At 64.6% G+C, this 21902-nt stretch carries 15 protein-coding genes, 1 tRNA gene and 1 pseudogene; 11 read left to right on the plus strand and 6 right to left on the minus strand.

The genetic code is table 11. The features are described 5' to 3' along the window. Positions 1-24: 24 nt before the first annotated feature. Positions 25-681, minus strand: a complete 657-nt coding sequence (locus tag BLS42_RS12340; protein WP_090581553.1) for a helicase associated domain-containing protein — start codon at positions 679-681, stop codon at positions 25-27. A 199-nt stretch (positions 682-880) separates the two neighbouring features. Here BLS42_RS12340 and BLS42_RS12345 point away from each other — a divergent pair, with 199 nt between their 5' ends. After that, positions 881-1543: a P-loop NTPase fold protein gene (locus BLS42_RS12345; RefSeq protein ID WP_143019188.1), complete on the plus strand. Its 663-nt coding sequence runs from the start codon at positions 881-883 to the stop codon at positions 1541-1543. A gap of 237 nt (positions 1544-1780) precedes the next feature. On the opposite strand, the gene BLS42_RS12350 is transcribed toward BLS42_RS12345, so the two are convergent. From BLS42_RS12350 to BLS42_RS12370, 5 genes are all read right to left on the minus strand, one after another. Beyond that, positions 1781-3568 carry an AAA family ATPase gene (locus tag BLS42_RS12350; RefSeq protein ID WP_090581557.1) on the minus strand — a complete coding sequence of 596 codons (1788 nt, stop codon included), beginning with the start codon at positions 3566-3568 and terminating at the stop codon, positions 1781-1783. A 312-nt stretch (positions 3569-3880) separates the two neighbouring features. Beyond that, a complete protein-coding gene (locus tag BLS42_RS12355; protein WP_090581559.1) occupies positions 3881-4270 on the minus strand; it encodes a DUF6308 family protein in 390 nt (129 codons plus the stop codon). A 314-nt stretch (positions 4271-4584) separates the two neighbouring features. Then, a tRNA-Lys gene (locus tag BLS42_RS12360) sits at positions 4585-4660 on the minus strand. Positions 4661-4776: 116 nt separating this feature from the next. Beyond that, positions 4777-5934: a PQQ-dependent sugar dehydrogenase gene (locus tag BLS42_RS12365; protein WP_090581560.1), complete on the minus strand. Its 1158-nt coding sequence runs from the start codon at positions 5932-5934 to the stop codon at positions 4777-4779. A 43-nt stretch (positions 5935-5977) separates the two neighbouring features. Then, positions 5978-6949, minus strand: coding sequence for a sunset domain-containing protein (locus BLS42_RS12370; RefSeq protein ID WP_090581562.1), 972 nt, complete (start codon positions 6947-6949; stop codon positions 5978-5980). Positions 6950-7133: 184 nt separating this feature from the next. Here BLS42_RS12370 and BLS42_RS12375 point away from each other — a divergent pair, with 184 nt between their 5' ends. The 10 genes and pseudogenes from BLS42_RS12375 to BLS42_RS20255 all read left to right on the plus strand — a co-directional run. Continuing rightward, a complete protein-coding gene (locus BLS42_RS12375; protein ID WP_090581565.1) occupies positions 7134-8072 on the plus strand; it encodes a LysR family transcriptional regulator in 939 nt (312 codons plus the stop codon). 129 nt (positions 8073-8201) lie between these two features. Further along, a complete protein-coding gene (gene ilvD / locus BLS42_RS12380) occupies positions 8202-9923 on the plus strand; it encodes a dihydroxy-acid dehydratase (protein WP_090581566.1) in 1722 nt (573 codons plus the stop codon). A gap of 401 nt (positions 9924-10324) precedes the next feature. Next, positions 10325-12223 (plus strand): acetolactate synthase large subunit, encoded by a 1899-nt coding sequence (locus BLS42_RS12385; protein ID WP_090581568.1) that lies wholly within the window; start codon positions 10325-10327, stop codon positions 12221-12223. A 2-nt stretch (positions 12224-12225) separates the two neighbouring features. After that, on the plus strand, positions 12226-12738 hold the full coding sequence (gene ilvN, locus BLS42_RS12390) for an acetolactate synthase small subunit (protein ID WP_090581570.1): 513 nt from the start codon (positions 12226-12228) through the stop codon (positions 12736-12738). 76 nt (positions 12739-12814) lie between these two features. Continuing rightward, complete coding sequence (gene ilvC / locus BLS42_RS12395; protein ID WP_176803379.1) at positions 12815-13840, plus strand: ketol-acid reductoisomerase; 1026 nt, start codon at positions 12815-12817, stop codon at positions 13838-13840. Positions 13841-13976: 136 nt separating this feature from the next. Then, positions 13977-15572: a phosphoglycerate dehydrogenase gene (serA, locus tag BLS42_RS12400; protein WP_090581572.1), complete on the plus strand. Its 1596-nt coding sequence runs from the start codon at positions 13977-13979 to the stop codon at positions 15570-15572. A gap of 205 nt (positions 15573-15777) precedes the next feature. Further along, positions 15778-18564 (plus strand): ABC transporter permease, encoded by a 2787-nt coding sequence (locus tag BLS42_RS12405; protein WP_090581574.1) that lies wholly within the window; start codon positions 15778-15780, stop codon positions 18562-18564. After that, a complete protein-coding gene (locus BLS42_RS12410; protein WP_371129565.1) occupies positions 18561-19328 on the plus strand; it encodes an ABC transporter ATP-binding protein in 768 nt (255 codons plus the stop codon). Before BLS42_RS12405 ends, BLS42_RS12410 begins: the two co-directional genes overlap by 4 nt. A 9-nt stretch (positions 19329-19337) precedes the next feature. After that, positions 19338-20897: a methionine--tRNA ligase gene (gene metG, locus BLS42_RS12415; RefSeq protein ID WP_090581576.1), complete on the plus strand. Its 1560-nt coding sequence runs from the start codon at positions 19338-19340 to the stop codon at positions 20895-20897. Positions 20898-21369: 472 nt separating this feature from the next. Beyond that, a pseudogene (locus BLS42_RS20255) lies at positions 21370-21902 on the plus strand (hypothetical protein); the annotation flags it as partial.

A 21902-nucleotide genomic window follows, 5' to 3' on the forward strand; every position in this document is an offset into this window, starting at 1 on the left:
GGTGTAACAACGGTCTGTACCCGGTCACCGGTGTGGACGGCGTCCCCGGGTCCTCCTGATCCGCCACCCATTGACAGCATCGTCCAGGAGCTTCACTTTGACGGGATCGAGTTCGCCTCGGCGGAGTGTGTAACGCTGGGTGTGGAGCCAGACGCCGAGTGTGTGTTCGCTCTCTGAGTCATAGGCGTGGTGGCGGGGCCAGTCGTGGCCTTCCTCGCGGTAGGCCGCGAGCTGGTCGAGGCCGCGGTGCCAGCGGGCTTCGTCCGCGGATTCCCTGCGATTTTCCTGCCACCCCGGCACCTGGGCCAGACCGTCACTGTAGGCCGGGTCCAGGGTCCCCTCGGCCGCTTCGCGCCGGCGAACGGACAGCCACCGCGCCATCTTCCTTTCGCTCCGTTGCCCGGAGCGGTCGCGGGGGAGCCGGCCTTCGGCCTTGACGCAGGTGATGAGCTCGTCCATGCAGGCGAGATCCGTGGGGGAAAGGTAGGGACCGGGTGCGGCGTCAGCGGCGGCGTGGTGTTCGGCCTCGAGCCCGGGGTCCTGGCGGCGGGCGATGACCAGGTGGTATCCGACCGTGCAAGGCTCGGCGCGCACGAGGGCAGCGATGCGTTGCCGGCTCAGCCCTAGCCGGTACATCAGCACCCATTCGGCGTCAGGAGCGCGCCGCAACCGTCTGTCCATAATGGATCTCATCCTGCCATGGCCAGTTCACGAGTCGGGCGGGCACCTCCGGGACCACGGAGAATCCTTTGGGGCGTCCGCTGGCGCGGCCGGCTGTTGGGTCCAGTGCCTCGAGCCAGAACTCCGGATGCCCTGGCCTGCGACTACGTCTTCGACGTTTCTTGGCTGCCGTCCTTGGGTTGTTTCCGGGTAGTTTGCCGTGGCCGTTGTAGTGCTAAGGCGGGGGGCTCCCGCCCTGAAAGCAATACCGATGGTGGGTACAGCAGTCTCGGAAACAGTCAAGGAGTTTCTGCCGAGCAAGTCCTGGGATTCAGCGTTCGACGATCTTGCGACAGCCATACAGCAAGCAAGCGTCAAAATCCTCGTGGTGGTTGACGACGTAGACAGACTGCAGCCCAAGGAGCTTCTGCTTCTTATGAAAACAGTGAGGCTGCTCGGTCGCTTCCCACGCGTCAACTATCTGCTTGCTTACGATAGGTACTCCACGATCAGCACTCTACGCATTGCATTGGGAACCGACCGGCCGGCAGCGGAGGACTACCTAGAGAAGATCGTCCAGTACCCACTCGATCTGCCTGCCCCGCAACAACGATTCCTGCAAAAGATTGTCTTCGGAGCCTTGGGACCAATTCTGGACAGGGCATCGGCTAACGTCTTCGGCCCAACAGCCAAGTATCGATTTGAGTCCTTTTACCGTGACCACATGTGGACGTCACTTAGCACACCGAGAGCTTGCCATCGATTCGCCCTTCAAGCGAAAACTTTTCTGCCGCTCAGTGGCGGAAACGTTGATGCGGCGGACTTCTTCGCCTTGACTTTTCTACGTCTTTTCTACGCGTTGTTGTTTCCGGCCACGTCTTGATCCTCATATCTCCGACTCCGTCGGCTGTGCACGGTGTCGGTTTACCCGTCACTCAATCCCTATGCATCATATGTGGGCGGCGGCGTCGATCAGCGTAGACGCCGTTCGACCCAGTCAAGAGTCTCGGCCAGCCATTCCGACCGGCTGTCGCTCATCTGTGACTGGCAGGTCCTCAGATTCGGGTTGAGGCACCGCTACCGGAACCAGCATCTCAGTGGCTCCGCACCGTTGCTTCTCTTACGAGTCCAGGTGGTTAGCTCGACGCACGAAAGTAGTGAGTGCCCGAACCGCAACTTCCAAGTCGTAGGGCCATGCCACACTTTGCCCCCAATTATCGACGACTGCACTGGCCACCGCTGCTTTTGCGAGTTTTTGCGGCGTACCCGTGTGGTTGTTCTCGTGAAGAGGGTTCGCAAATTGGTGACCAGACCACATGTAGTCAGCGTTGGGGTACTTTTCCTTGATTGCATGTTGGAGAACTGTTAGGGGGACGTAGTTCTCTATGGTGTATCCGGCCGTGACCCACGTGTGGCTGTCCGCGTCTTTTTCCAGCTGGCTTATGATTCGGGCCTTTGCGGGGCTCAAGGAGCCGCTGGCCGAGGTGAGGTCTGAATCCATGACCACAACCATGTTCCGGTTGAGCCTTCGCAGAGAGATGAACTCGTCGACGTCAACTTCGGGGTCGTCTGCCGAGAGATGACTCAGGACGGACCCGCCATAGAACATGATGGTGTAGTGGACGCCCTCGATGAGATGACTGTCGATTAGCTTGATCCAATGGCGGATATAAATGCGATCGGAGGGGCCTTCCACCCATATCACGCAGTTGGACTGCACAATGTCGGAGGCTCGGTAGCCGAGCTCGGCACTGAGGCGAGAGAGATCGCTCGGCTTCAAGGCGGGAGCGACCACGGTGCCGTTGGCTTCTAGCGAGACGTGCGAGATGGAGGCAAGGTTAGTGTCCAGCATGTGTGCAGAGTGTGTAGCGATCAGATAGCGGTTAGACGTGTACGTGTTCAGGTATCTGAGCAGCCGGCGCTGGAGGACCGGGTGGAGGTGGACCTCTGGCTCTTCTATACACACGAGCCGGTTTTCGAGGACGGTGGCCGCGGCGGCCAAAATAATTACCTCGTGTATGCCGGTCCCCAAATGAGCGAGAGGAAGCACCCTCCCCTCACTGCGCACCAGGATGTCATCGTGCGTGAAGGGTATGTGGATTTGTGCGGAGCTGTCCTCCAGCACGGAGCGTACGAAGGTGTTGATCTCTTCGAATTTCTTGAGTTTAGCCTCGTCCTGATTCGGCGGGTTCTGGAGCTCCGCTAGTTTGATGACGAGTCCATCCCCGCTGTGAGTGGAAGTTTCAGAGCTAGCGTCACGTACCTGACGCAGCGCATCAATAAGTTCTACCTGTGGCAAGTACTGAGGGAGGTTCAGTTCGTCAGCGAACTGAATGAGCGGGGTTGTTACCTGAATCATTCCACGATTGCGTTGAAACGCATTGGCCAGCGAACCCACGTCCATCCGGACCACGTTTTGCTGAGCATCCCGGGTTAGGTATTCGCCGGCTGCTCGTTCCCATTGGCTAGCGGAGAGGGACAGCCGACCCGACGAGACGTCGACGTCGAAATCTATCCAGGCCAATGATGAGCCAGGACGTTCAAAGGCAGCACGAGTCAGGACGTGGAACAGGGCCTCGTCATATCTTTCGTCGATACCGAAGGGCTCGAGGAGCGCGTGGGCGGTAGTAGGATCTGCAGAGACCCCCAGCGATAGCCGGAGTTTCCCGTCGAAAGATTTCCTTACCGGCTGGTCCAAGCTCCCTGCTCCGGACCAGGCATGAAGTCCGTCGAGGCGGGGCTCTGAAAGCAAGGTATGGGCGAAGCGCAAGATGTTTGACTTGCCGCTGTTGTTGGAGCCAGCCACCAAATGGACCTTGGACATCGGTCCCACGAGTTGTGGTTCTTGGCCCCAGAAACTGCGAAAGCCTGTGAAGCCGAATCCAACAATGATCGGACTCTTCTGCATCCCTATCCTGCCCGGTTGGTCGTCGTGAATCTTGGAAAGCGGAGATGTCTTGCCTGCTCCGCAAAGGCCGGGATAAGTGCTTCTTCTGCGTTGAGGGTCGCCACCTTCCAACCCTAGCGTTCGACCTCGACGATTTGCGGACGCGGGTAGCCGATGTTGCTGCGCGAAGAGTCACGCATACTGGTCGGACACAACGCGGGTGTTTCCGTCGTCTCATTTGTCGGACTGGACTTGCCTGCCGATTCCTTTAAGGACGGCTGCGTAGAGGGCGAGGAAGGTGGGTTGCACGTTGCGCAGGTCCGTGGCCGCAATTCAGTGTTGACACCCCCGCCGCGCTTCATCTGCCAGACGCCAGCCCACGATGTCCAGAACCCGCAGTGGAGTTACTTCCGGTCCTGAAGCGATGGCGGCCATGGCTTTCCAGTGCTGCATCCCTTCCAGGAGGTCCTGCTTGATTTCGGGGCGCCACGCAAGCATGAAGTCTTCGTGGCTGCGTCCTTTGACGCTGACCATCCTTTTCTTCCCGAGTTCCCCGTAGCACTGCCATAGGTAATTGTCGTAGAGCGGCAGCAGCCCCGGGCGCTTAAGGTGCAGTGCCTTGGAGAGCTTGGTCCGGCGCACTCCAGGGCTGGGCTCATCTCGGTCCAAGACCCCGTACAGCCGGGCGATGGCGTCGAATGTGTCTTGCCCCGCCTCATCCAACGTCCCAGTCAGCAGATGCTGATGCGGGTGCGGGTTAATCCCGCGGTTCCAGGATGACCCGGCTCCGGCCGGCGGGTCCGCCGCAGTAGCGGACCGATACGGACTCCACGTCTTTTTCGTCGGCTCGGGGTGGATAGGTGGGTCGCCACGATGATCCAGAGAATTTTGCACGCAGGCCGTATTGGCAATGCTGCGGGTTACGTTGAGAGGGGTCGCCTGACAAAGTGACCCCCAAAGTGACACTTCGGCGACATAGGCGCAAAACAAAACCCCGCCTCTGCTAGGCGCTAGGCCAGTAAAGACGGGGTTTTCCTTGGTGCACCCCCCGGGACTCGAACCCGGAACCCATTGATTAAGAGTCAATTGCTCTGCCAGTTGAGCTAGAGGTGCATCTGTTGTTTTCGTTCATCGGGGCTTTTTATTTCCCGCGTTGTTCTCCGCAACGACATGAAACTCTACACGAGATTGGCTGTCGTGTGAAATCGAAGGGCGCGGGGCGGTTGTGGCTAGCCGTGAAGGTCCAAAAACAGCACGAAATCAGGGTTTTGGTTGTTGCTAAGGAGCCATAGCCGGCCGTCAGGAGCGAGTGAAACGTTGCGCACCCGGCCGTACTGTCGCGTGAAATAGCTCACAGGTTCTTCGGCGAATTCGCCCCTGAGGGGAACAACCCAGAGCCTTTGACCGCGCAGGGCGCCCAGGTAGGCAGTGCTGCCGACAATTTCCAGTCCGCTGGGGGAGGACTCCGCCGTCGACGGCCACACCACTTTGGCGTCCAAGAAGCCGGAGCGGTGCGGGGCGCCTGTCACATCCGGCCAGCCGTAGTTGCCGCCGGGCACGATCAGGTTGAGCTCGTCGTCGACGTCGGGGCCGAATTCGCTGGCCCACAGCCGGCCCGCGCTGTCCCAGGCCAGTCCCTGGACGTTCCTGTGGCCAAGGCTGTAGACCGGGTTCTCGCCGAACGGGTTTCCCGGCGCCGGCCGGCCGTCCGCGGTGAGGCGGAGGATCTTTCCGCCGAGGGCCGCCCTGTCCTGTGGCTGTTCGCGGCGCTGCGAGTCACCCGTTCCCACATACAAGAAGCCGTCGGGCCCAAAGCGGATCCGTCCGCCGTTATGCGTGCCGGCCTTTGAAATCCCCGTGAAAACTGGTTGCAGGGCACCGAGCTCCAGCCGGCCCCCGCGCTCCTCCAGCCGCATGCGGGCGATTCTGTTGTCCGCCGCCGCGGTGAAGTAGGCGTAGAGGTACCGGTCCGCCGCAAAGTTGGGGGAAAGGGCAAGACCCAGGAGGCCACCTTCTCCGCCGGGCACGACGCCGGGCACTTTGCCGAGCGTACCCAGTTGCCCGCCTTTGATGGTCCGGAGCAGTGCGGTGTCGCGCTCGGAGATGACTGCAGTGCCGTCGGGCAGGTAGACCGTGGACCACGGAAGATGCAGCCCGTCTATCCGGCCCGCAACGGTGGGCTCACGCGGTGTATCCACTGGGCCTGCTGGGCCGGTCGCTGTGCCGTCTCCTGACTGAACCACGGGCGAGGTTGGCCCGCTGGCAGTACAGGCGCCCAAGAGCAGCAACATAACGGCCAAGGAAGCGGCCCGGGCCGCTGCGCGGAATGCTGCGCGGAATAAGGAACGCCTGCCAAAGAAGCGCCTTTCAAAGAAGCGGGGAAGCATCAAGGGACGGGATGAGAAGGGACGCGACGCCGGCCCGGGCCGCCTACTGCCGCGTCCGGCGCGGCGGCCGAAACCCGGCTGCTTCGGCGTGCGCCGCGGAGGCAAACCACACCTCTGCCCGGGTTTCTTCATACGCCGGGCTGGTCTCGTCGTGGTAGACCATCGACGAGGCATTGCCCTTTACGGTGAAACCTTCAGGGCCGCTTCCGTCGGCCGCCGGAGCAGCAGACCCCTCGCCGTAGGGCTGCTCAGTGGCCAGATGGCCGGTGGGCTCAGCCGTGTGGCTGGCGAAGGCCTCCGCTGTCGCGGACGAGGCTGCTGTCTGCATCGTTTCTGCTTCAGCGAGGGACTCAGGCTGCGTCCCGGGGGCGGCCGCGGCAGGCATCGTCGTGCCAGTGCCGGCAGCAGCGTCGTCTTCGACCGGTTCCGCGGCTGCCGATTCCGCGCCGGGAAGAGTCGGCGCGTGGGGCTCGGTGTATTCGGGATGGTGGACAGGAAGGCCCGCCGCGGCTGCCGGTTCCGCGGCCGCACCAGGTTCCGCCGCCGCAACGTGTGCGCCCTGGGCAGGATCAACATGGGCCGCTTGAGCATGTGTATCCGCCGGTGGGGCGGTCTCGGACCACTGCGTCTCCCATTCGGCATTGCCCGAGGTACCTGGCGCTTCCGGAGCCGCCTCGGCGGCCGGCTCGACCGTCGGGGCGGCTGTGGCCGCGGGGGACTCGGGCCCCTTGGGGGCGGCCGCGGTCTCCCGGGCTGGCGCGGCCGGCTCAGGTGCCTGCGCTGCATCGGGCGCGGCCATGGCTGCCGCCGAACCGGCGCCGGCTGCCGCCGGACCGGCCGCCGCTGCAGAACCGGCCGCCGCCGTCGTACTGGACGAAGTGCCGGCAGAAGTGTCCGTGCTGGTGCCTGCGGCGGATGCGGAACCTGCGCCCGGGCGGCTCTTGCTCCGGTTCAGCAGCCCCCAGACGACAGCGACCACCACGATGATGACGACGAGCCAGACGATCCAGTCCATAGCAGAGCCTTTCAGTCCGTATTCAGCCCATGAGGCATGGTTGCCGATGCTTGACGGTACGTCCGGGCGAAGCCGGCTGTCCAGCCTCCCGGCGGCCAATGCCGGGCATCTCTGGAGCGAGACAAGGGCCAAGTGAGCAGGCCCGAACCCAAATCAAACACGGCCCAACGTGTAGCCTCGCCTCATGGATTTCAAGCGACTGCAGATTCTGCGCGAACTCGCCGGCCGCGGGACGGTAGGCGCCACTGCCGAGGCCATGAAGGTCACGCCATCGGCCGTGTCGCAGCAGCTGAAGACCCTGCAGGAGGAACTGGGCGTAACCCTGGTGGAGAAGTCCGGCAGGGGAGTGCGGCTTACCGAGGCAGGGCTGGCCATGGCCGGCGCAGCCGCCGAGGTGTCGACGGCCATGGCGCGGGCAGAAGCAACTATCGACACGTACCGGCGCGGCTGGCAGACGCGGGTGGTGGCAGCCTTCTTTCCCAGCGCCGCGGAGATGTTCCTTCCGGGCATGCTCCACCGGGTCAAGGCCGTCGAAGGACTGCGCTTCGAAGCGCATTTCGAGGACCCAGGCGTTGCCGGGTTCGCCGGACTGACCGCGGACTACGACATTGTCCTGGCGCACAGTGTCGACGGTCCGGAAGTCTTCGGCGGCCAGGGCCTGACGGTGGTGCCGCTACTGGACGAACCGCTGGATGTGGCCCTGCCGGCCGGGCACGCTTTGGCCGGCAAGGCCACGCTGTGCGCCGAGGACGTCGTCGGCTTCCCCTGGATGGGAGTTCCCGAGGGCTTTCCTTTCGACACCGTGCTGCGGCAGATCGAGGTGCGGGCCGACTCGCAAGCCGTCCGTGCCCAGCAGTTCCCGGATCTGCGGGTGCTGGAAGCCTTGGTCAGCGCCGGACATGGGCTGAGCCTGCTGCCGCGGTACACGGCGGTCAACAACCAGGGCCGGGGGTTCGTCCTGCGCCCGCTCGAAGGCGTGAAGGCGAGCCGGAGCATCGTTGCTTTGGCCCGTCCGGACGTCGCGGCCCGGACCACCATCCAGCAGGTCCTGGCGATGCTCAAGGCCGAAGCCCAGGGTGTCGCCGAAGCCCCGGAACTTCGTGACGCGGCTCACCGTTCCTGAGGAAAAATGGCAGCCCAGTTCATGATGTGAGACGAGAGTCCACTATTTGATCGAAATATTCCCGGTTTTCCGCTTAACGCTCCGTTGTTGGGTCGTTTGCGTCTGGGGCGGAGCCCTAGACTTTGAGCCATGAGTCAGGACACCCAAACAGCAGCAGACACCAAGCCGGACATCAAGCCCCGCAGCCGCGTCGTCACCGACGGAATCCACGCCGCCCCCGCGCGCGGCATGTTCCGGGCGGTCGGCATGGGCGACGACGACTTCGCCAAGCCGCAGATCGGCGTGGCGAGCTCGTGGAACGAGATCACCCCCTGCAACCTTTCGTTGAACCGGCTGGCCCAGGGCGCCAAAGAAGGCGTCCACGCCGGCGGCGGGTTCCCCATGCAGTTCGGCACCATCTCGGTCTCCGACGGCATCTCCATGGGCCACGAGGGCATGCACTTCTCCCTGGTGTCCCGCGAAGTCATTGCCGATTCGGTCGAGACGGTCATGCAGGCCGAACGGATCGACGGCTCGGTGCTCCTGGCCGGTTGCGACAAATCGCTGCCCGGCATGCTGATGGCCGCGGCCCGCCTGGACCTGGCCGCCGTGTTCCTTTACGCCGGCTCAATCATGCCCGGCTGGGTCAAGCTTGAGGACGGCTCCGAAAAGGAAGTCACCCTCATCGACGCGTTCGAAGCCGTCGGTGCGTGCGCCGCCGGCAAGATGAGCCGCGAGGACCTGGACCGCATCGAAAAAGCAATCTGCCCGGGCGAAGGCGCCTGCGGCGGCATGTACACGGCCAACACCATGGCCTGCATCGGCGAGGCCCTGGGCATGTCCCTGCCCGGCTCCGCCGCACCGCCCTCCGCTGACCGCCGCCGCGATGCCTTTGCGCACAAGTCCGGCGAAGCCGTGGTCAACCTCCTGCGCCTGGGCATCACGGCCCGGGACATCATGACGCGCAAGGCGTTCGAGAACGCCATTGCCGTCACCATGGCCTTCGGTGGTTCCACCAACGCCGTGCTGCACCTGCTCGCGATCGCCCGCGAGGCCGAGGTGGAGCTGACGCTGGAAGACTTCAACCGGATCGGCGACAAGATCCCGCACCTGGGTGACCTCAAGCCGTTCGGCCGTTACGTGATGACCGACGTCGACAGGATCGGCGGCGTGCCGGTGATCATGAAGGCGCTGCTCGACGCCGGCCTGCTGCACGGCGACTGCCTCACCGTCACCGGCAAGACCGTGGCGGAAAACCTCGCCGCGATCAACCCGCCGGACCTGGACGGCAAGATCCTGCGTGCACTGGACAACCCGATCCACAAGACCGGCGGCATCACCATCCTGCACGGCTCGATGGCCCCGGAAGGCGCCGTCGTCAAGAGCGCCGGTTTCGACGCCGACGTCTTCGAGGGCACGGCCCGCGTGTTCGAACGGGAACAGGGCGCCCTGGACGCCCTGGACAAGGGCGAGATCCGCAAGGGCGACGTCGTGGTGATCCGCTACGAGGGCCCGAAGGGCGGCCCCGGCATGCGGGAGATGCTCGCCATCACCGGTGCCATCAAGGGCGCAGGCCTGGGCAAGGACGTCCTGCTGCTGACCGACGGAAGGTTCTCCGGCGGTACCACGGGCCTGTGCATCGGCCACGTCGCGCCGGAAGCCGTCGACGGCGGTCCCATCGCGTTCGTCAAGGACGGTGACCGGATCCGCGTGGACATCGCGGCCCGCACCTTCGACCTCTTGGTGGATGACTCCGAGCTTGAGGCCCGCAAGGTCGGCTGGGAGCCGCTCCCAGCCAAGTTCACGAAGGGCGTCCTCGCCAAGTACGCCAAGCTAGTCCACAGCGCCTCCACCGGCGCCTATTGCGGCTAGCGCACGCTGAACCCAACTAGCTCGCATTTGTGGCCGTTGTGAGCGGTTATAACGGCCCGTAGCTGCGAGCTAGTTGGGATAGCGTTCAAGTAGTGGACAATGTTGTCCAGATAGTGAGACAGCGGGCGGGCTCGTTGACACCTGTCTCACTCAGAGGGAAAACTGAACTCATGATCGAGATCGTCACCGCCGGAGCCACTGCAGTCGAGAGCACTGCAGATGTTTCCGTCGTACTTACCAAGCGCGTGGCTCCATAGCCTTCACTGGTAACGAACCGTCACGCGCAACCCCTCGAAGAGCCCGCCGGCTGAGGGGTTTTTTTATTTCCCGCACCACCAGCAGCACCACCAGAACCACACAGTAGTTCCGCGATCACCATAGATCCACAAAGGAAGAGTCCGATGAGCAAAGGATCGCCGATCAGCCCCTCGCTGATGGCCACCAAGTCCCCTGGAGCCCACAAGGCTCCGGAACGCGTCGAACGTCCGGCTGACGCCGGCGTCGACTCTGCTGCCGTCTCTCCTGTCCTCGGACCGAACAACGTCGTACCCCCGACGGTCATGACCGGTTCGCAAGCAATTGTCCGCTCGCTCGAAGAACTCGGCGTCCAGGACATTTTCGGTTTGCCCGGTGGCGCGATCCTGCCCACCTACGACCCCTTGATGGCTTCCAAAATGAACCACGTTCTGGTCCGTCACGAACAGGGAGCCGGCCACGCCGCGCAAGGCTACGCCATGGTCACCGGACGGGTTGGCGTCTGCATCGCCACCTCGGGCCCCGGTGCCACCAACCTCGTTACCGCCATCATGGATGCCCACATGGACTCCGTGCCGATAGTGGCCATTACCGGCCAGGTCTCCAGCGGGGTGATCGGCACCGACGCCTTCCAGGAAGCGGACATCGTCGGGATCACCATGCCGATCACGAAGCACTCCTTCCTGGTCACCGACCCCAACGACATCCCGCATGTGATGGCCGAGGCCTTCCACCTGGCCTCCACCGGACGCCCGGGACCGGTCCTGGTGGACATCGCCAAGGACGCCCAGCAGGGCCAGATGACGTTCTCCTGGCCGCCCAAGATCGATCTCCCGGGATACCGGCCGGTGGTGCGCGGCCACAGCAAGCAGGTCCGCGAGGCCGCCCGGCTCATTACTGCTGCCAGCAAGCCCGTGCTCTACGTCGGTGGCGGAGTGGTCAAGGCTCACGCCTCGGCCGAACTGCGCGAACTCGCTGAGCTGACCGGTGCTCCCGTGGTGACCACCCTGATGGCCCGGGGCGTGTTCCCGGACTCGCACCCGCAGCACGTGGGCATGCCGGGCATGCACGGCACGGTTTCCGCCGTGACCGCCCTGCAGCAGTCCGACCTGCTGATCACCCTCGGCGCCCGGTTCGATGACCGCGTGACCGGCATCCTGAAGTCCTTTGCCCCGAACGCCAAGGTCATCCACGCCGACATCGATCCGGCGGAAATTTCCAAGAACCGCACGGCCGATGTCCCGATCGTCGGCTCGGTCAAGGAGATCATCCCGGAGCTGACCGAGGCCCTGCGCCTGCAGTTCGAGGCATTCGGCACACCGGATCTGACCACCTGGTGGGCGTTCCTTAACAACCTCAAGGAAACCTACCCGCTGGGCTGGACCGAACCCGAGGACGGGCTCAGCGCCCCCCAACGCGTCATCGAACGCATCGGCGCCCTGACCGGGCCCGAGGGCATCTACGTCGCCGGCGTCGGACAGCACCAGATGTGGGCGTCGCAGTTCATCAAGTACGAACGCCCGCACGCCTGGCTCAACTCCGGTGGCGCCGGCACCATGGGCTACGCCGTGCCGGCGGCCATGGGCGCCAAGGTGGGCGAACCGGACCGCGTGGTCTGGGCGATCGACGGCGACGGCTGCTTCCAGATGACCAACCAGGAACTGGCGACCTGCGCGATCAACAAGATCCCCATCAAGGTCGCCATCATCAACAACTCCTCCCTGGGCATGGTCCGGCAGTGGCAGACCCTCTTCTACGAGGGCCGCTACTCCAATACCGACCTCAACACCGGACACGACACCGTCCGCATCCCGGACTTCGTCAAGTTGGCGGACGCCTACGGCTGCGCTGCCTTCCGGTGCGAACGCGACGAAGACATCGACGCCACCATCCAGAAGGCACTGGAGATCAATGACCGCCCGGTGGTCATCGACTTCGTCGTGAGCCCCAACTCGATGGTGTGGCCGATGGTCCCCGCCGGGGTCAGCAACGACCAGATCCAGGTTGCCCGCAACATGACCCCGGAATGGGAAGAGGAGGACTGAACATGACCCGCCACACATTGTCCGTTCTGGTCGAAGACAAGCCCGGTGTGCTGACCCGCGTCGCCAGCCTCTTCGCCCGCCGGGCCTTCAACATCAATTCCCTGGCCGTCGGCCCCAGCGAGGTCCCGGGCATGTCCCGGATGACCGTCGTGGTCGACGCCGATGGCGAGCTGATCGAACAGGTCACGAAGCAGCTGAACAAGCTGGTCAACGTGATCAAGATCGTCGAGCTCACCTCAGAATCTTCCGTACAGCGTGACCACATCCTGGTCAAGGTACGTGCGGACGCCGCAACACGCCTGCAGGTCACCCAGGCTGCAGACCTGTTCCGCGCTTCAGTGGTCGACGTCTCCACAGAGTCGGTGGTCATTGAGGCAACGGGCCACCCCGAGAAGCTCACGGCACTTTTGTCAGTGCTGGAGCCTTTCGGCGTCCGCGAAATCGTGCAGTCCGGCACTTTGGCCGTTGGGCGGGGATCCCGCTCCATGAGTGACAGGGCCCTTCGCACCGCGTAGGCCGCGCAGGCGCCCCGTTGTACCGCAGCACTACAGACAATATCTACGAAGAATCCACTCAAAAGGAGACACCCCAGTGACTGAAATGTTTTACGACGACGACGCCGACCTGTCGATCATCCAGGGCCGCACCGTCGCCGTCATCGGTTACGGCTCCCAGGGCCACGCCCACGCCCTCAGCCTGCGCGATTCCGGCGTTGACGTCCGCGTCGGCCTGAAGGAGGGCTCGAAGTCCCGTGCCAAGGCCGAGGCCGAGGGCCTGCGGGTCCTGAACGTTGCCGACGCCGTCGCCGAGGCCGACCTCATCATGGTCCTCACCCCGGACCAGGTCCAGCGCCACGTTTACGCCGAGGACATCGCCCCGAACCTGCAGCCGGGCGACGCCCTGTTCTTCGGCCACGGCTTCAACATCCGCTACGGCTACATCCAGCCCCCGGCCGACGTCGACGTCGCCCTCGTTGCCCCCAAGGGCCCAGGCCACATCGTGCGCCGCGAGTTCGAAGCCGGCCGCGGCGTGCCGGACCTGATCGCCGTCGAGCAGAACCCGTCCGGCAAGGCCAGGGAACTGGCGCTGTCCTACGCCAAGGCCATCGGCGGCACCCGTGCGGGCGTCATCGAGACCACCTTCACCGAAGAGACCGAAACCGACCTCTTCGGCGAGCAGGCTGTCCTCTGCGGCGGCGCCTCGCAGTTGATCCAGTACGGCTTCGAGACCCTCACCGAAGCCGGCTACAAGCCCGAGGTCGCCTACTTCGAGGTGCTGCACGAGCTCAAGCTGATCGTCGACCTCATGGTCGAGGGCGGCATCGCCAAGCAGCGCTGGAGCGTCTCCGACACCGCCGAATACGGCGACTACGTCTCCGGACCGCGCGTCATCACCCCGCAGGTGAAGGAAAACATGAAGGCTGTCCTGGCGGACATCCAGGACGGCACCTTCGCCAAGCGCTTCATCGATGACCAGGACGCCGGCGCGCCGGAGTTCAAGGCGCTGCGCAAGAAGGGTGAGGACCACCCGATCGAGGCCACCGGCCGCGAACTGCGCAAGCTGTTCTCCTGGATCAAGAACGAGGACGACTACACCGAAGGAACAGTGGCCCGCTAGGCATTGCCCGGCAGGGGAGCCGGACACCACATCCTGGGGTCCGGCTTCCCTGCTGTCCAGCACCACCCGCATCACCAGCACCACCCGATTCACCAAAATCCCCACCAGATACACAAGAGAGCTAAAGAGGTCACCGGTGACAAGCACCAAACCCGTCGTACTCCTCGCTGAGGAACTTTCGCCCGCCACAGTCGAGGCCCTCGGCCCGGACTTTGAAATCCGCCAGACTGACGGCTCCGACCGTTCCCAGCTGCTCTCCGCGATCGCCGATGTCGACGCGATCCTGGTCCGCTCCGCCACCCAGTTGGACGCCGAGGCGATCGCCGCCGCGAAGAACCTCAAGGTCATCGCCCGCGCCGGCGTCGGCCTGGACAACGTGGACATCAAGGCGGCCACGCAGGCCGGTGTCATGGTGGTCAACGCTCCGACCTCGAACATCGTCTCCGCCGCCGAACTGACCGTCGGCCACATCCTCAGCCTCGCCCGCCACATCCCGCAGGCCAGCTCCGCGCTCAAGGACGGCGAGTGGAAGCGCTCCAAGTACACCGGCATCGAGCTCTTCGAGAAGAAGATCGGCATCATTGGCCTCGGCCGGATCGGCGCCCTGGTCGCGGCCCGCCTGAAGGGCTTCGACACCAAGATCCTCGCGTACGACCCCTACATCACCTCCGCCCGGGCCGCCCAGCTCGGCGTCCAGCTGGTGACCCTCGACGAGCTCCTTGCACAGTCGGACTTCATCACCATCCACATGCCCAAGACCCCGGAAACCGTCGGCATGCTCGGCGCCGACGCCTTCAAGAAGATGAAGAGCACGGCATACGTCGTCAACGTCGCCCGCGGCGGCCTGGTGGACGAGGAAGCCCTCTATACCGCGCTGCAAGCCGGTGACATCGCCGGCGCCGGCATCGACGTGTTCCATAAGGAACCCAGCACCGACCTGCCGTTCTTCAAACTCGACAACGTTGTGGTGACCCCGCACCTGGGCGCCTCCACCGACGAGGCCCAGGAGAAGGCCGGCGTTTCCGTCGCCAAGTCCGTCCGCCTGGCTCTGGCGGGCGAACTGGTCCCCGACGCTGTCAACGTCGCCGGCGGCGTCATCGCCCCGGACGTCCGCCCCGGCATCCCGCTGATTGAAAAGCTGGGCCGCATCTTCACCGCGCTGACCCACGCCTCCCTCACGCAGTTCGACGTCGAGGTTGCAGGGGAGATCTCCTCGCTCGATGTCAAGGTCCTGGAACTCGCGGCGCTCAAGGGCATCTTCGCCGACGTCGTGACCGAGCAGGTCTCCTACGTCAACGCCCCCGTGATCGCCGAACAGCGCGGCATCAACGTCCGCCTCATCACGACGCCGGACACCGAGTCGTACCGCAACGTCCTGACCCTGCGCGGCGCCCTCAGCGACGGCAGCCAGATCTCCGTCGCCGGAACCCTGACGGGCCCGAAGCAGATCCAGAAACTGGTCGGCGTCAACGGCTACGAGGTGGAGATCCCGATCAGCGAACACCTCGTGGTGGTTGCCTACTCGGACCGCCCCGGCGTGATCGGCACGATCGGCCACATCCTGGGCATGAACAACATCAACATCGCCGGCATGCAGGTGGCACGCCAGACGGAGGGCGGCCAGGTGCTCGCCCTGCTGACCATCGACAGCTCCGTTCCCCAGCAGGTCCTTGACGCGATCAAGGCCGGGATCGGCGCTGACATGGTCCGTGAGGTTGACCTCGAGGACTGAAATCCTCCCCTCAAGACGCCGGCGGCGACATGACCGCCGCCGGCGGCCACGAGTGGTCGGCCGGTCTGCGTACAATGGCTAGGACCGAAATTCGGGTCTTGGCCGGCAGACCGGCCTTTACTTTCGCACGCCCGGCACGGGACGCCTTCAATTCCGCGGGAAATGAACTGCGGCGTGCGCACGCAATCCAGCTTTCAGGAGCCCAATGAACGCCGTCCAGAGGTTCATCAGAAGCAGAGTGCTTCTGCTGACCGCGTCCATTTTGATCGTGGCCATGTGCCTGTCCGTGCTCGTCCAGGGTCAGTCCCAGGCGGCGCTGAACAGGACCGTGGACCAAAACTCCCGGGGGCTCTACGACGTCCTGGTCCAGGCCAAGGCGGGTGATAACGGCGGCCTGATGCAGCCGGACATCGCCACCGGCCAGGGCGGCATCAGCTTCGAGCAGCTGGATGCGATTCGCAAGCTCTCCGGCACCTCGGTGGCCGCGCCCATCAGCCTGGTCTCGCGCGTGACGCAGAACCTGGAATCGCCGCGGCTGGACGCCACGGACTACCTGGGCTTCAACGCGGGCCTCGCGGGAACCTCCGGCGACCCGACCGCCACGGACCCGAGCAAGTGGCCGGCCGCGGAATCGGTGCTGAGCGACACGCCGAAGAAATACCGGCTCACCGCCAGTGCCGTCAGCTCCGACGGCCACTCCGACCAGACCCTGTTCAAGACCACGGCCGAAGGTTCGCTTGGCAAGGCCAAGCTCGTTGAAGAGCAGGTTGAAGGCGGCAAGAACGTCCGCATCCAGGGCCCGGACGGGGAGACCGGCATCAAGTTCCCCACCCCGGCCGGCGGTTCGGAGCACAATCTCTTCAACCTTTCCGTTTCCCTGCCCATGGCGCCGCAGGTGACCGAGTCCGTCGTCGCCGTCGACCCCGTCTCCGAACGCGCGCTGCTCGGCACCGCCGGTGACTTCCTGGCACCGCTGGAGAAGGCGCCGCCCGCGGACGCGCGCAACGCCGGCGCGATCGGCCGGCACTTCGAGAGCCTCTTCACCAACGGCATCTCCATGGACGAACTCAAGGAAGGCCCGGACTTCCTCGGCGTCAAGCTCAAGTACTGGGCACCGCTGATGAACCAGTACCAGCAGGCCAAGCGCGACGGCCAGCTGACCGCCGATTCGCAGGCCATTCCGCTGATCGTGCGCTCGGGCACCGCCCTGGACCTGAAGTACTCGGTCAAGGTCGAGGAAATCGATGACTCCGGCAACGTCACCAAGGACATCGGCACCGTGACCCGTTCGCTGGACAAGGACTACCTGCCGTTCGTTTCGAAGTCCCCGTTCGCCCTCGCCTGGCCCGGGTCCAAGGACCTCTCGAAGCTCATGGGTGACACCGGATCCTTCAGCCAGGGTCTCTACAACCCCGCCACCTGGAGCACCAACTTTGCCGCCGCCCCGGCGTACAAGGACGGCGACACCGCCGCCAACGGCGCCGTGGACAAGAGCGCCACGCCCGGTGACTGGGTCACCGTGAACCGGCTGCCGGAGAAGGCCGCCAACGGCGCCGCCGTCGACCAGACCCAGCGCAACCCCGTGGACGAGCGCGCCTACCGGCAGAACCTCGAAACCGGCAAGAAGCTGGCCACGCCGCTGGCCATGGTTTACGGCACGTTCGACGCCGCGAACGTCAAGGACGCCGCGGGGGACGTCAACCGGCTGCCCCTGGGCGGCTACGACCCCGCGCCGTTCACCCTGACCAAGGATGCGTCCGGCACGAACGTCAACACCGAACTCAAGCCCTCGCTGAGCGCCACGGGACTGGTCAGCCAATCCGCCGGTGCCATCACCGACTACTACGGCCTCGCGGCCGCCCGCGGCTACGAGAAGAACGCCTCCGTGGTCGACGCCGTCCGGGTCCGTGCCAAGGTTCCGGGCAGCTGGAAGCAGGCGCAGCCCGAGGTGGAGAAGCTCGCCAACGAGATCCGCGACATGGGCCTGCAGGCCACCGTCGTGGCCGGTTCGGCCCGCGAAGACGCCAGCATCGCTGTTCCCGGCTACTCCAAGGACGACGCCGGCAAGGAATCGCCGCTGGGCACCGTGCAGCAGTCGTGGGTCCGACAGGACGCTGCGGACGCCGTTTCCGGCTCCTTGACCGCCACGAACCTGACCCTGCTCTTCCTGACCCTCTGTGGCGCCGCCCTCCTGACCGGCGCCTCCACCGTCAGCTACATCCGCAAACGGCGCCGCGAGGCCGGAACCCTGCGGGCCATGGGCTGGACCCAGCGCAAGATCCGCTCGTGGGTGCTGGCCGAATTCGGCGTCGGCGCCGCGCTGCTGGCCGTCGTCGGCATCACCCTGAGCCTGATCAGCTGGAGCACCGCCACCGCGGTGGTCTCGGCGTCGGTCCTGGTGCTCTACGTGGGTGCGGCGTTCGTCGCGGCGCAGCAGCTGCGCCACCGCGAGGTAGTGGACCAGGAGCCGCAACACGATGAACGGCTCATTGCAGTCGATTCCCCACTGACCTTTGCCAACCGGCAGCTGAGCACCAACAAGTTCAACACCATCTCGCTGGCCGTTGCCGTCGGTGTCTTCGGTGCGGCCGTCGGCGGACTGGTTGCCCTGCTGATCGACATTCCGCGGGCCGCCGGCGCCAGCGCCCTCAGCGGGCTGGCCGCGGCCAGCATCGCGCTCCCGAGCATCATCTTGGGCGTGTCCGGCGTTGCCGTCGGGTTGCTGCTGACTATGGTCACCGGGCGCTTCGAGCTGCAGGCCAAGCGCCAGTACCTCGGTACCCTGCGGGCCATGGGCTGGAACCCGGACATGCTGGGCCAGGTTCGCTTCTTTGAAAACGCCATGGTGGGAACCATCGCGCTTCCCCTCGGGATTGTGGGCGCCCTCGGCATCGGCCTCCTCCTCGCCCCCTATGCCGCGCTGTGGGCCGCAATTGCCGGTCTCGTAGCTGTACTTTGCTGGATTCCGATTGCAACGAAAGTGGTCCAATGACTAACGAGCTGAACCTTGACCGGGAGGCACACGACCGGATGACCGCCAGCACCCGCCGCGGTGCGCACAAGACCCGCGCCAACACGATCGTGAAGGCCACGGACCACGCCACGCCGCTGGAACTGAGCAACATCACCATCCACTACGGCGGCGGCAAGGGCGGTGCCGAGCCCGTCAACGTGGTGGACGACTTCAACATGACGCTGCACGCCGGCGAAATGCACTGCGTCGCCGGCCGTTCCGGCTCGGGCAAGACCAGCATCCTGACCGTCGGCGCGGGACTGACCCTTCCGACGTCGGGCCGGGTGTTCTGGGAAGGCGACTCGCTTGAGACCATGGGCGACGACGAGATTGCGGACCGCCGCCGGGCCCTGATCGGCTACGTTGACCAGGGCGGTGCCCTGATCGACGGGATGAGTGCGCTCGAGAACGTCCTGCTGCCGGCCGTACCCGACGGCGAGGTCGAGAAGCGCCGCGACATGGCCAAGGACCTCCTGGACCTCGTGGGCCTGGGCCGGCGCATGCGCCACCGCCCGGCCCAGCTCTCCGGCGGTGAACGCCAGCGCGTGGCGATCGCCCGCGCACTCATTCTCGGCACCCGCGTCCTGGTGGTCGACGAGCCCACGGCCAGCCTGGACCGTGCCGCGGCCAACCGCATCATCAGCATCCTCAAGGACACGACCTCGGACGGCATTGCCGTGCTGGTGGCTTCACATGACCACGAACTGGTCCGCCAGAGCGATACCCTCACAGAACTGATCTAGATTTAGACCGTGACTTCTTCTGAAAAATCCCCGTTCTACATCACTACGGCCATCACGTACCCCAACGGTGTGCCGCATATCGGCCACGCCTACGAGTACATTGCCACCGATGCGATGGCTCGTTTCAAGCGCCTGGACGGGTACGACGTCTTCTTCCTGACCGGCACGGACGAGCACGGCATGAAGATCGCCCAGGCCGCCGAGAAGGAAGGCGTCACGCCCAAGGAACTGGTGGACCGGAACGCCGCGATCTACCAGGCGGCGCACGCCGCCCTGGGGGTCTCGTATGACCGTTTCATCCGCACCACGGACGCCGACCACTACGCGGCGTCGCAGGCCATCTGGAAGAAGATGGAGGCCAACGGGGACATCTACCTGTCCAAGTACGAAGGCTGGTATTCGGTCCGCGACGAGTCGTTTTACGTTGAGGACGAGACCGTGGTCAAGGACGACGGTATCCGCTACTCGCGTGAATCAGACACCGAGGTCACCTGGACGGCCGAGGAGAGCTACTTCTTCCGGCTCTCCGCCTATCAGGACAAACTGCTGGCGCTCTACGAGGCCCACCCCGAATTCGGTGCCCCGCAGTCCCGCTTCAACGAGGTCATCAGCTTCGTCAGGCGCGGGCTGGAGGACCTGTCCATCAGCCGCACCACGTTCGACTGGGGCGTTCCCGTGCCCGGCAATGACAAGCACGTCATGTACGTGTGGGTCGACGCGCTGACCAACTACCTGACGGGGGTCGGCTACCCGGACGTCGACTCGGCATCCTTCCAGAAGTTCTGGCCCGCCGACGTCCACGTGATCGGCAAGGACATCTCCCGCTTCCACGCCATCTACTGGCCGGCATTCCTCATGAGCGCCGGACTTGAACTGCCGAAGCGGATCATGATCCACGGCTTCTTGCAGAACAACGGCGTCAAGATGTCCAAGTCGCTGGGCAACGTGGTGGCGCCCGCGGACTTCGTGGCCCAGTACGGCCTGGACCAGGTCCGCTACTTCTTCCTGCGCGAGGTCCCCTTCGGGGCGGACGGCAACTACAACCACGAGGCAATCGTGGGCCGGATGAACTCCGACCTCGCCAACAACTTCGGCAACCTGGCCCAGCGGTCGCTGTCCATGGTGGCCAAGAACTGTGAGGGCCGCGTGCCGGCGCCCGGCACGTTCTCCGCGGAGGACACCGCGCTGCTCGGCCAGGCCAACGGGCTGCTGGAGACTTCCCGGGCCGCGTTCGAGAAGCAGGAGTTCAGCCGCGCGCTCGAGGCCATCTGGGCTGTCCTGGGGGACACCAACGCGTACTTCGCCGAGCAGGCCCCCTGGGTTCTGCGCAAGACCGACGTCGAACGCATGAACACGGTGCTCTACGTGACCCTCGAGGTGCTGCGAATCGTCGCGATCCTGGCCCAGCCGGTCATGCCGACGGCGACGGCGGCCATCCTGCACACGCTCGGCCAGCCGGAAGGCGGGGCGCGCCAGTTCACGGCCCTTGGGACGCCGATCGCCGCCGGCACGGACCTGCCCGCCCCGGCCCCGGTCTTCCCGAAGTACGAGGAACCCGCCGAGGCCTAGGGTGAGGCCTGAGTCGCCTCCATGACTGACATTCCCTCGCCGTCAGCGGCTTCGGGGACAAAAACGCTTCCGCACCAAGGTGTGGGAGCGTTTGTCGTCTTCAGGCCGAAAGTGCGGAATCTTTTGGGGTTGAACCTGCGCAAAAGAGCCCGCCCTGAGCTTCGCAGCTTTGCTCGATAAAGGTGGACACGTAATCCGTGCCGAAGGACTGAGTACAGGCCGCCGCATTAGGTAGCGCAATCTCGAATAAGCGGGTAGTTGCTACTCGGGACTGGGTCTGGCTCCCGCCATAGCCTGAAAAAGCAAGCGAACTGACGGCATGCTGGGGAGTAACTGTCATAATTCATTTCGCTGTTTGAGGTCTCAAATAGTCGTTTTTCTTGGGTCTCGAATTTGGTTACTCTCCGCGCTCCGGTCGGTTCAGAAACTGGCTTAGAGGGAGAGACCGACAATGAGACGAACAATCGCAACAGTGGGGATCTTAGGACTTGCCCTGCTGGGAACCGCAGGCACTGCAAACGCCGCACCACCAAGCAATGCCACGGGTGTGCACTCCGGCGGTTCAACTGCCACTCCGGCTGGGCCAGGGACGTCCCAGCCTGACAACTCGAACAAGCCTGACAACTCGAACAAGCCGGACAACTCGAACAAGCCGGATAACTCGAACAAGCCGGACAACTCGAACAAGCCGGATACTCCGACCGGTCCTGTCACGACCCAGCCTGGCAATGGGGAGAAGCCGGACAACTCGAACAAGCCGGCCACTCCGACCGGTCCTGTCACGACCCAGCCGGGCAACGGTGACAAGCCGGACAACTCGAACAAGCCGGACACTCCGACCGGTCCTGTCACAACCCCGCCGGGCAACGGCGGCGACAAGCCGGATAACGGCGGCCAGCCGGACAACAGTTCCGGGAACGGGTCGCACCAGCCGGGCAACGGCAACGGCAACGGGTCGCACCAGCCGGGCGACGGCAATGGTAGCGGCAACGGCAACGGCAACGG

The organism is Arthrobacter sp. ov407 (assembly GCF_900102895.1).
Lineage (GTDB): Bacteria > Actinomycetota > Actinomycetes > Actinomycetales > Micrococcaceae > Arthrobacter.